Source organism: Methylobacterium sp. WL64, from assembly GCF_008039945.1.
Taxonomy (GTDB): domain Bacteria; phylum Pseudomonadota; class Alphaproteobacteria; order Rhizobiales; family Beijerinckiaceae; genus Methylobacterium.
Genome location: NZ_VRVA01000153.1, coordinates 1 through 10,492, shown reverse-complemented (window position 1 = coordinate 10,492; position 10,492 = coordinate 1). Strand labels below are relative to the sequence as shown.

The window sequence follows — 10,492 nt, the reverse complement described above, 5'->3', positions numbered from 1 at the left end:
GGATCCGCACCGGATCGGCCGGGTCGAGGCTCGCCGGCGCCGACCGCTCGTGCAATGGGTCTGCGGCCTGGCCTTCGCTCTGCTGGCCGCGCGCCTCGGCCTCGATATCCGGCTTCTGCCTGGGCTGGCGGCCACGGCAATCTTGATCGCCCTGGCGTTCATCGATTGGGACCATCACCTCCTGCCGGACGTCCTCGTCCTGCCGCTGATGGGATCGGGCCTCCTGGTCAACCTGGCCGGACTCTTCGCCCCGCCGCGCGCGGCGCTCCTCGGGGTCATCGTCGGCTACGGCAGCCTATGGCTGCTCGCGCGCGCCTACCGGCTCGCCGTCGGCAAAACCGGGATCGGCGCGGGCGACCTCAAGCTCATGGCCGCGTTGGGAGCCTGGCTCGGATGGCAGGCGCTCCTGCCCCTCACGCAGATCGCGGCCGGCCTCGCGCTGGCAGCCACCCTTGTGGCGACGCTGAGTGGGTCGCGGCGTCGCGTCCCGCAAGAACTTCCCTACGGCACCTACATGGCCGCGGCCGGCTGGTTGCTGCTTGTACGTGCACCTGTATGAGACGTCAGTGGCAGCACGTTATGGGACACAGTTCGGGTCGTTCCTGACCAACTGGGCTCCGTTACGATGAAACGGCATAGCCGATAGCAGCGAACACTTCCATCATTGGACGAGGCGGACGAAGCTGCCGCGTTGCTTGAGCTCGCTCGCGATCGTAACCAAATGAGTTTGCATGGAAGACTCGACCTCGTTAAAACCTCTTCCTCTGAAGTATCTGATGTCGGATTTTTTCTCAGTGCAAATCTCAAATCCTTTCTGAGCAACGCCGCGAAATCTTCGCGATTTCTCTAAAGGCTTCTCGAACATACCATCGGTCTCATCCGGTCCCATGACGAGAAAATATGACCGGATTTTCTTCTCGCGGAGACTTTTACATAAACTTTTGTAGCGGTCCGTGATATAATTTACGCCAATCCCACTTGTGGGTTTGCAGCCTGTGTATTTAACGCTCAAATCGGAATCTGAAAAGAAATTATCAGGTGTTGTTTTGATAAACGATATGATGACTTTTTGGTGAGCGTCATTCCCTTGGTCGAAGTCGAATGGAATATTTGGAGAGCCGCCCCAGCCAGCACGACCTCGAAAGGAAGGCGCGAGTGTCATGGCCGCCCATCCCATGGCAAATCCGTAATTAGGATTGCCGGCATCTCTGCCCTCAAAAGTTGTAATATTACCTTTTATAGTGTTAAATTCTCGCTTGATTTCATCGATATTATTCGTCAATGGTAATATTGATGAAAGGGGACATCCCTTATCGGCAACGATCACGCGTTCATCTACAGCCTCTTCCGACCCTTCGCTTGGGCATTCTTCCGGACTATAGGCATCGCGGTACCGACCTTGCCAGAATTTGGATGGAGAGTTGGGCGGTGCGTTAGCCAAGGTGTCGGGCCACCAATATCCGATGTAGAATTGATTGGATGGTGCCTGATCCCAAAAATAATTGTCATTCAGGTCCAGCCCGCGCAGTAAGCAGATGCGCTGGCTTCGCAGATCGGGCATGTCCGGCGACGCAAGTGACTTGATGCCGGTGTCTTTGAAGAAATCTTCCAGTTCTTTTGGATTGGACGCCTCTGGCTTTGCCCATTTCACGATCCGACCCGGATCCCTGGGGTCATAGACATTGACCCTTTGATCGTGGGGCACGACAGACATGAACACATGCCCATCGTTGCGAATTATCGATTCCGCAAAATTCTGGCTGATCCGAGCCATCGCTGCCGCGGATTCAGGCGTAATATTCAAGAACGCAGGCAGCACCAGCGCCACCTCCGTAAACGCGACATGCGCCTCTACCTTCGAGCGCACCGTGATGGTCTGGGCCGGATTGCCGCTGAGGGCCGCCTTGCTGGTGAACTGGGCCGTGACCTCGAAGGTGGCGTCGTCGCTGGCGTTGCGGGCCCTGATGACGTGAACATCGCCTAGCGTCTCCCTCAACTCCGAGTCGAGTCCGAGATTGGCGCGGACGTAATCCCGTGCCAGCGTCTGGCTCACCACGTCGAATTGTTTGTCACTGCGAAGATATTCGCGGCCGATCGCCAGAGCCGCCGCATCGGTGGCGCGCTTGAGCTGGCTGGCATCACTGGTCATCCGCAAGGTGTCGACCGCGAAGCCGACGACGATCAGTCCGCTGATCAAGGCCAGTACCATCATCGGGGCGACGGCGCCGTCTTGGGACGTCCGGTTGTTGCGGCACCGGCCGAAGCCGCGGGATGATGCTCCAGGTCGAAGACAGTGTTTCATGGCGCGTGACTCACTCGGTAACCAGGCAGAAGCTTGCGAACGATGCCGGCTCGACGTTCGGCAGCTCGTTAATTCGCGGTTTTGTCGGGCGGCGGCAGGCCAGCCCGCTGCCTCAATTCGGCATCCAATTGCAGATCTGGATTGCGCATGCGGTTGACGGAGACCGTCTTGAGCACGCCGCTGCCGAGCACGAGTTGGCTCAAGCCCAGGGCGCCGCTGTCCTGGCATCCCTGCACCACGAACAAGCCGACCTGCTTGGTGTCGTCCTTCGGGTCCTGGTCCGGCAACGAGCCCGGGTAGGACGCGTCCTTCTTGAGCGGGTTCGCGCACAGGCCGTTGACCGGTTCCAGCGGTAAACCCCAGGCGACCTGACCGTTGCGCCAGACTTGACCGACGACGAGGTCGTAGCGGCCATTGCTCCCCTGCAGCACCTCGGTCGCCAGCCGCTTCAAGCCCGGGGCGGTCAGGTTGTCCTGGCTGGCGAGGATGGTCGACAGCGTCGCGACGCTGCGTTCCAGGTCGGCGCGGGCCCGCGAGACCAGGAAGAGGTCCTGGGCGATGAATACGATCGTTAGAAGGGTGGGGAAGATCAGGATTGCCTCGAGGGCGACATTGCCGCGCTGGCGGTCCGACATGCGGCGGGTCATGGCAGATTTTGCGCCGATCCGTAGAGGTTACCCAGGACCTGATGATACCGATGCGTGAACTGGCCTCCGAAACCGACAAGGTTCGGCACGGGCGTGATCCAGTCCAGCTCCAAATTCACGTCGACCACGACGATCGGGATCTTGGTCGCACTGCCCTGTCCGCCGATGCCGAGGCCGAATTCGCCGAGACCCGGATAAGCCTCGACTTTCACCCTGACATCGGCGGGGCTGAGACAGCCGTAGGACGCGACCACCATGCCCAACGTGACGACCTGCTGCACGAAAACCCTGTCGTTGAGGGGCGGGCTGACGGCTAGACGCAAGGTGTTCAGGCTCGTTTCGAGCGCCAGGGTGCCGATGACGACGATCAGCGCCATCCGGACGATCTCGAACAGCATCAGCGCCCCGGCCAACACCGCGGGCATCAGGAAGACGGCCTCGATGGCCACGACTCCCTCCTGGCGTGCGGCCGCGGGGGCGATGCGTGGCCGGCTCACGGCTGGGTTTCCAGGGAGAGCGGGCGCAGGCTCGCCGCCAGGAACACGGCCGGGTTGCGCTGGCCCGCGCGCAGGCGGCCGGCCAGCTGCTGGAGGCTCTTCACCAATCCAGCGGTCTTGATGTTCGAGAAATTCGCCTCCAGCGCGCGGCGCGCCTGGGCCTCGTTGCCCTGCAGCAGGTAGGCCAGGGCCAGGTTCAGCACCAAGGTCGGGTTGGCGCGCGCCTCCTCGGTGTTCAGCAGCGCAATCGCCCCCTTGGAGTCGCCGGCGGCGAGCTTGCCGAGCGCCAGGTTGTTCTGGACGGCCACGTTCGACGGATCGAGATCCAGCGCCCTGGTCAGCGTCTGGTTGCCGTCCGCCAAATGCCCCTGGGCGGTCAGCGCCACGCCCAGGCCGTTGAGGGCGGCGATGTTGGCCTCGTCTACGGCCAGAGCGCAATTGAACGAGGCGACGGCGTCGTCGAGCTGGTTCAGGGCGAGCCGACCGCGACCGATGCCCAGGCAGACGGCCAGGCGCTCGTCCGCCCCCAGCGTCCGGCCGTCGGAGGATAATTGCTGTTCGGCCCGCACGTAGAGCGGCAAGGCGTCCTGGGGCGGATGGATCGCCCCGGAGACGCTGGCATATTCCAGAACCTCACGGGGACCGAGTTCGCCCTTCTTGTCCATGGTCGCGTAGATGTCAGCGGCGGCCGCCAGACGGTCGTTGTCGCGCAGCAGGCGCGCCAGCCGCAGCGATTCCGCCGCTGTGCCGGACGGCCCGCCAAGGGAGAAGCCCGCCGCCGAGGATTGCAGATCGACGCATCCGGTCATGGCAAACAGGCACGCGGCGAGCCCGAAGACATGCAACGATCGGAATGAGAGAGGTCGCAACATGATCTCCGGGGTCAATTGGCGTGAGAAAGTGGGTGCTACTAGGAGGTCACAAGAAGGACGCGGATCAGCCGGATCATCGCGGGCGCGGCCATCATCGCGATGATCGGCGGCAGAATCAGAACCATCAGCGGCAGACTCATCTGGGCGGGCAGCTTCCCGGCCCGTTCCTCCAGACTGAGCATCGACATCTTGCGGCTCTCCTCGGAGATCGTCCGCAGGGCCTGCGACAGCGGCGTGCCGTAGCGCTCGGCCTGGAGTAGGACGGAGACCAGGGTCTCGACCTCGGCCACGCTGCACCGCTCGGCCAGGTTCGCGAGCGCGCGGGACCGGTCGCCCAGGATCTGCAGTTCGGCGAACGTGTAGCGCAGCTCGTCGGCCAGTTCCGGCGAGGCCAGCGTCAGTTCCTTGGAGACGACCTGAAGAATCCGTCCGAGGGGCAAGCCCGCCTCGGCGCAGATCACCATCAGGTCCAGCCCGTCCGGTACGCTGCGTGCCAGCACGCCGCCGCGCTGGGCCGCCCGCCATTTGAGCCACGCCTCAGGGAGCAGGGTGCCGACGAACAGCGCGATCAGCCCTCCGGCGAGGCCGAGCATCCCGAAGCGCCCGCGCGCGTCGAGGATGCCGAACAGCATCACGGAGGCGAACAGCGCGCCGTTGCCGTACTTGGCCAGCATCAGCAATCCGAGGCTCTCCTCGGCGCGAATCCCGGCCATGTTGAGCACCCTGCGCAACTGCTTCCGATCATGGGCGGTGCCGGAGAGACGCTGCCCGAGCGATCCGGCCAGCGCGCGGAGACTGAGCAGGGACGGGGTCAGGTTCCCCGTCGTGACGCGCGTGATCCCCGACACCGCCGCGCCGGACGCCGCCGCCTTCATCGGCGCAGCGCCCAGGCGCTTGAACAGGACGTTCTGGTTACTGCGAGCATGCAGGCCGAACAGGAGCAGACCGACCCCGATCAGCAGGATCCCGACCGCAAAGGACACGGACGCCTGGTTCATCGGAGGCGCCTCACCATGAGATGAACGATGGTCAGTCCGAGGCAGACGCTGATCACGACGTAGGTGAGGACTTTCGTTCCGGTCGGATCGCTGAACAGAAACTGGAAATCGGCCGGGGCGTTGACGTACATGTAGCCCATCATGCCCGGCACCAGCGCCGCGACGATCTTGGCGGAGGCGCGCGCCTCGGAGGTCTTGGCCAGGATCTTCATCTGCAGTTCCTGACGATCGCGCAGGGTCTGGGCCAGGCGGTCCAGGGTCTCGCCGAGGCGTCCGCCGGATTCCTGGTTGATGATCAGGATGACCGCGAAGAACCGGTATTCCGGCAGCGGCACACGCTTTGCCGAATCCTGCATCACCCGGCGCAGCGGCACGCCGAGGCGCAGCCACTGGTCGATCAACTGGAACTCGCCGACCAGCGGGCCGCGCAGATTGTCGGTCACCATCGCGAAGGCGTTGCCGACCGGCACGCCGGCCCGGCACGTGCGGGTGATGGCGTCGATCGCCTCCGGCAGGCTTCGGCGCAGCGCCGCGTGCCACTTGCCCAGGGCCCGGCGCAGCATCAGGAAGAACGCCGCCAGCGCGATGGCGAGGCTGAACAGGGGCGAGGCCAGCAGCGGGACGGGCGTCTTGCCGCCCAGCATCACGCCGAGCAGGAGCGACGCGAGACCGATGATCGCCAGGCGAAACGCCAGCGTGTGCTGCCACTCCACTTGGCCGATCGAGGTCCAGAGCCATTCCGTCACCCGGCCAACCAGCGGCACCTGCGCCAGCGGGATCCGGGGCGCATGGCGCAGGAGGACGTGGCGCTCGATCCGTTCCGAAGCCTCGGGCGCCGGGCCGAACTCCGACAGCCGTCGGGCGCTGAGAGACGCCAGCTGGCGTCGCTTGCTCAGGCCCAGAACCCCGTAGAACGCGCAGAGCGTGCACAGGAATACCAACAGCGTCAGGAGATCCAGAACCCCGCCCACGATCAGGCTCCGAACAGGTGCGCGTGCGCGGTGTAGAAGTGCGGCCGCTGTCCTGACGGGACGAAGTCGCCGACCAGCATGCCGGCGCTGTCGATTGCGCGAATCTTGAAGGCGAAGATTTCCTGGGTCTGGATGACGTCGTTCTCCATTCCGCACACCTCGGTGATCGAGACGATGCGGCGCATCCCGTCCCGCTGGCGCTCCACCTGGATGATCAGGTTGACGGCGCTGGAGATCTGCCGGCGGATGGCCTCCTGCGAGAGCTGGCCACTGGCCATCATGACCATGTTCTCGAGGCGCATGACGGCGTCGCGGGGGCTGTTGGCGTGGACCGTACACAGCGAGCCGTCGTGGCCGGTGTTCATGGCCTGGAGCATGTCGAAGCTCTCGGCACCGCGGACCTCGCCGAGGATGATACGGTCCGGGCGCATGCGCAGCGCATTCCTGACCAGGTCGCGCTGATCGACCTTGCCGGTCCCCTCGGCGCTGACCGGGCGCGTCTCCAGCCGGACCACGTGCCTTTGCTGCAGTTGCAGTTCCGCGGCGTCCTCGATCGTGATGATGCGATCGGAACTGTCGATCTTCTGGGACAGGGCGTTGAGCAGGGTGGTCTTGCCGGCGCCGGTCCCGCCCGAGACGACGATGTTCTGCTTGGCTCGCATCGCGCGATCCAGCACCTCGACCATGTCCGGAGACAGCGCGTTGCGCCCCGCCAGCGATTCGAGTGTCAGGTTGCGCCGCATGAACTTGCGGATCGAGATGGTGGTGCCGTCGATCGCCAGGGGAAACGTGATGATGTTCACGCGGCTGCCGTCGGCCAGGCGGGCGTCCACCATCGGCGTCGCCTCGTCGATGCGGCGCCCGGCGGCCGAGGCGATCCTCTGAGCCGTGTTGAATACGTGCTCCTCGTCCAGGAAGGTGATCGGGGTCAGCTCCAGCTTCCCGAAGCGTTCGATGAAGATCTGGCCGGCACCGTTGACCAGGATATCGTTGATCGAGTCGTCGGACAGGAGCGGCTGGATCGGCCCGATGCCGAGCATTTCATCCAGCAGTTCCGCCGCGACATGTTCTTCCTCGTTGCGCGAGACCTGCACGCGCCTCTCGTCGCAGATTCGGCGGACCAGCGTCTCGATCTGGGCCTGGAGCTTGTCCCGCCCCATGGCCGCCGCCTTGAGCGGATCGATCTGGTCGTAGACGTAATCCCGCAGGATGCGCCGATTGACCGAGACCGGCGTCTCGACCTTTGGCGCCTGCTGGTTGCGCACCGCCTTGGGCATATCGTCCGGCACCACGGGCACGCCGCCGCGATGGGCAGGCGCCGGGGATGATTTGCGGATCAGCATCGGACAGGCCTCCTCACGCGGCACGCCGGCCGATGGCCTGTCTCAGCCGGCCGAGCAGGCCGCGATGGGCCGCGTGCCGGGGCTTCAGGCCGCAGATCAGGTCGGCGAGGTCGAGCAGGCCCTGGCGCAGGGCCGGGCTGCGCTCCAGGTCGAGGGGGCCGTGCAGAAGGCCATCCCGCAACGTGTTGCCGGCATACGGCAACGCGAAATCCATCTTTCGCCCGACGTACTCTTCGAATTGCGCCTGCGGGATACTGCCGTTGGCGCCATGGCTGGGATTGTGGACGAGGAGAAGCCGCTGGCCGTCGCTCTCGTCGCCGATCTTCTCCAGCATCTGCCGCGCCGTGCGCGCGCTCTGGAGCGTCAGCTCGATCAGCAGCACGCGGATCTCGGCATGGCGCAGGACCTCCAGAGATCCGTTCGGCCATCCGGCCGGGAGATCCCAGATGACCTGATTGAGCAGTTGGCACAGGTTCGCGCCCAGCGTCAGAAGGTGGTCGCTGTCCGCCGCGAGGTCCGTCCACGTCGGCTCCTGCGCGAGCAGCTTGAGCCGGGGATTGACCCGGACCATGGCGCGTTCGAGCAGATGCGGGTCGATCGGGCGCGTGGCGAGCGCCACTTCCAGCCCGGCCGCCGGATCGACCCCCAGGAGCAGCCCCTGTTCGCCCTTGCGCCGATCGAAATCGACGACCGCCACCGGGATATGTCGATCCGTGGACAGGAGCAGGGCCAAGCCGGCCGTCACGCAGCTGGCGCCGAGTCCGCCGGCGCAGGCGGTCACGGCGATGCTCCGGCCGAGCCGGGCGGAATCGGAGGAGACGCCGTTGCGGGCGCGCTCCAGGGCGGTGGCGAGCAGATCGAGCCGGACCGGCTTCTGCAGGTAATCGAGGACCCCGCCGTGCAGGAGCGCGCGGTAGAGATCGATATCGGTGTGGCTACCCAGGGCGATGATGCTGCAGGTCGGCTCGCAATGCGTGGCGAGGTCCGCAATCGTCGCAAGGGGCGCCGGCTCGCGATCGATGTCGACGATCACGACGCTCGCGCGCTGATGGGAGCACCACGGGATGGCGGCCGCGCAGCCCCCGGGCATGACCTTGGAATCGTCGTTCCCCAACCGCCTCAGCAGCGCAGAGAACTCGGTGACGTCGGCGACCTCGGCCATGAAAACCGCCGTTCCAAGAACCGCCTGGCCTTCGTCGGCAGCCTGTATGGCGCGTGCATCGCTCATCAGATCGCTCGGCTCACTTTGACTTGAAGTTGGTGTCTTTGGCGAGTTCGCGAACATTGTCCGTATGATAACGTTTTACGGATTCACTGGCCTGAATACCGTCGCCGCCGGCGAGCTCCTGCGAGCTGATCAGGTCCCGCGGGTCACTGACCATGCTGGCCAGGTTGGCGCGATTGGCGCAGCCGAGAGACCCGACTGCCGTAAAGGGCGACACGGTCCAGATGGTCGGATCGGCAATCGCGCAATCCGGCACGCGGACAATCACGGCTTCCGAGATGAGGGTGAGATCCTCGGCGCCCTGCGCCTCGCCCCGACGGGCGGAGCGGTCGAGGTGAAGCGCGGACGACGGCAACCCGCGCTCGATCAGCGACCGACCGAGACGGCGCGCGATCGTCTGCCCGCGGCTGGTGCGCGGCACCAACGTGATCGCCTGCCGGCTCAACCGGCCCTGGCTCTCAAGCGCGGTGGTGAGATCGACCACGGATTCCGGATCCAACCGCCGTCCGTCGGCGGTCGTCCGCAGGGGGACGGTAACTACCGACGGCGTGACCGCGACCGGTCGTTGAGGCTGCCCGATATACTTCTCGGACCGGATCTCGTTGATCTCCCTGGCGCAGGACGGCAAGGCCACCGCCACGCCGGCGAGCAACAGGGCAAGACACGGACGATTGAGCATCTGCGCGGATCTCATCAGTAGACAAAGCCCGCGCGCGCGCTGGCAGGAAGCGACCGTTCGTCCAGGCTGGGCAAGCCCTTGCCCGGCGTCTGCAGGGCGCCGTCCTTGGTGGGCTCGACCACGTAGGCGGTCGCCAGGATGACGAGCTCCACGCCCTCCTGATTGCTGGTGTCGGTCTCAAACATCTGCCCGATCAACGGCACGCGGTCGAAGCCCGGAAGCCCGTCCACCTGTTGCGTGTGGCGGTTGCTGAGCATGCCGGCCAGGGCAAAGCTCTGCCCACTCGCCAGCTCGATGGTGGTCTCGGCCCGGCGAACCTTGAAGGCGGGAATGGTCGATCCCGTATCCAGGGTCACGGCCCCGTCCTTGGAGAGATCGCTCACTTCGGGGGCGATGCGCAGGCTGATCCGGTTGGGAGACAGCAGTGTCGGCGTCATGCGCATGATCACGCCATAGGACTTGTAGTCGATGTTGACGTTGTTGTTGGTGATGACCACGACAGGCACTTCGCCGCCGGCGGCGAAGCTGGCCGTCTCGCCGGACATCGCGGTCAGATTCGGCTCGGCCAGCAGCGTGGCCAGCCCCTCTTGGTTCAGGGCGTTGAGGACGCCGGTCAGGCCGCTGGCGGTGTAGCCGAAGGTGTTCGGCTCGCGGATCAGGTGTGCGGAGGGCAGGTTCACGACTTTCGGTCCGACAGCGCCGCCCGCTTTGGCGGCGCTGAACAGTGTCGAAAGACCCCCGGTGGCGATGCGGAACTTGCCGTCGTTCAACACCGAGTCCCAGTTCAGCCCGAGCTGATGCGACAGTCGGCGGGACACCTCGACGACCCGGACCCGGATATTGATCTGTGACGAGAGCCGTACGCTGAGCTGGTTGATCAGCCGCGGGACGGATTCACCGTTCTGACCGGTAGTGCCGCCGCCGCCATCGGCGCGCCCGACGAGGGGGGTGGCAAGGG

The 10,492-nt window shown here is 65.0% G+C and carries 11 protein-coding genes; 1 reads left to right on the top strand and 10 read right to left on the bottom strand.

From position 1 onward, the window contains the following. Positions 1 to 559, top strand: a 559-nt coding sequence (locus FV242_RS30255; protein ID WP_147941499.1) for an A24 family peptidase, incomplete at its 5' end; no start/stop codon positions are given. Positions 560 to 661: 102 nt separating this feature from the next. Here FV242_RS30255 and FV242_RS30250 read toward each other — a convergent pair. From FV242_RS30250 to FV242_RS30210, 10 genes are all read right to left on the bottom strand, one after another. Beyond that, positions 662 to 2,302, bottom strand: a complete 1,641-nt coding sequence (locus tag FV242_RS30250; protein WP_281407123.1) for a TadE/TadG family type IV pilus assembly protein — start codon at positions 2,300 to 2,302, stop codon at positions 662 to 664. 68 nt (positions 2,303 to 2,370) lie between these two features. Beyond that, a complete protein-coding gene (locus FV242_RS34925; RefSeq protein WP_210248977.1) occupies positions 2,371 to 2,949 on the bottom strand; it encodes a TadE/TadG family type IV pilus assembly protein in 579 nt (192 codons plus the stop codon). Continuing rightward, on the bottom strand, positions 2,946 to 3,398 hold the full coding sequence (locus FV242_RS30245; RefSeq protein WP_147941497.1) for a hypothetical protein: 453 nt from the start codon (positions 3,396 to 3,398) through the stop codon (positions 2,946 to 2,948). Before FV242_RS30245 ends, FV242_RS34925 begins: the two co-directional genes overlap by 4 nt. Positions 3,399 to 3,442: 44 nt before the next feature. After that, positions 3,443 to 4,318, bottom strand: a complete 876-nt coding sequence (locus FV242_RS30240) for a hypothetical protein (RefSeq protein WP_147905946.1) — start codon at positions 4,316 to 4,318, stop codon at positions 3,443 to 3,445. Positions 4,319 to 4,356: 38 nt separating this feature from the next. Next, a complete protein-coding gene (locus FV242_RS30235) occupies positions 4,357 to 5,316 on the bottom strand; it encodes a type II secretion system F family protein (RefSeq protein WP_147941496.1) in 960 nt (319 codons plus the stop codon). Further along, positions 5,313 to 6,287, bottom strand: a complete 975-nt coding sequence (locus tag FV242_RS30230) for a type II secretion system F family protein (RefSeq protein WP_210248976.1) — start codon at positions 6,285 to 6,287, stop codon at positions 5,313 to 5,315. Before FV242_RS30230 ends, FV242_RS30235 begins: the two co-directional genes overlap by 4 nt. A 2-nt stretch (positions 6,288 to 6,289) precedes the next feature. After that, a complete protein-coding gene (locus FV242_RS30225) occupies positions 6,290 to 7,630 on the bottom strand; it encodes a CpaF family protein (RefSeq protein WP_147941495.1) in 1,341 nt (446 codons plus the stop codon). A 13-nt stretch (positions 7,631 to 7,643) separates the two neighbouring features. Next, entirely contained in the window at positions 7,644 to 8,858 is a 1,215-nt protein-coding gene (locus FV242_RS30220; protein WP_147941494.1) for a hypothetical protein, read from the bottom strand. A 13-nt stretch (positions 8,859 to 8,871) separates the two neighbouring features. Continuing rightward, positions 8,872 to 9,534, bottom strand: a complete 663-nt coding sequence (locus tag FV242_RS30215; RefSeq protein ID WP_187278619.1) for a CpaD family pilus assembly lipoprotein — start codon at positions 9,532 to 9,534, stop codon at positions 8,872 to 8,874. Between the two features lie 14 nt (positions 9,535 to 9,548). Continuing rightward, a partial coding sequence (locus FV242_RS30210; protein ID WP_368732204.1) for a type II and III secretion system protein family protein occupies positions 9,549 to 10,492 on the bottom strand: 944 nt, incomplete at its 5' end.

Excerpts from the sequence above, each read along its gene's own strand:
- FV242_RS30250 (WP_281407123.1), bottom strand. The coding sequence starts at position 2,302 with ATGAAACACTGTCTTCGACCTGGAGCATCATCCCGCGGCTTCGGCCGG.
- FV242_RS34925 (WP_210248977.1), bottom strand. The coding sequence starts at position 2,949 with ATGACCCGCCGCATGTCGGACCGCCAGCGCGGCAATGTCGCCCTCGAG.
- FV242_RS30240 (WP_147905946.1), bottom strand. The coding sequence starts at position 4,318 with ATGTTGCGACCTCTCTCATTCCGATCGTTGCATGTCTTCGGGCTCGCC.
- FV242_RS30235 (WP_147941496.1), bottom strand. The coding sequence starts at position 5,316 with ATGAACCAGGCGTCCGTGTCCTTTGCGGTCGGGATCCTGCTGATCGGG.
- FV242_RS30225 (WP_147941495.1), bottom strand. The coding sequence starts at position 7,630 with ATGCTGATCCGCAAATCATCCCCGGCGCCTGCCCATCGCGGCGGCGTG.
- FV242_RS30220 (WP_147941494.1), bottom strand. The coding sequence starts at position 8,858 with ATGAGCGATGCACGCGCCATACAGGCTGCCGACGAAGGCCAGGCGGTT.
- FV242_RS30215 (WP_187278619.1), bottom strand. The coding sequence starts at position 9,534 with ATGCTCAATCGTCCGTGTCTTGCCCTGTTGCTCGCCGGCGTGGCGGTG.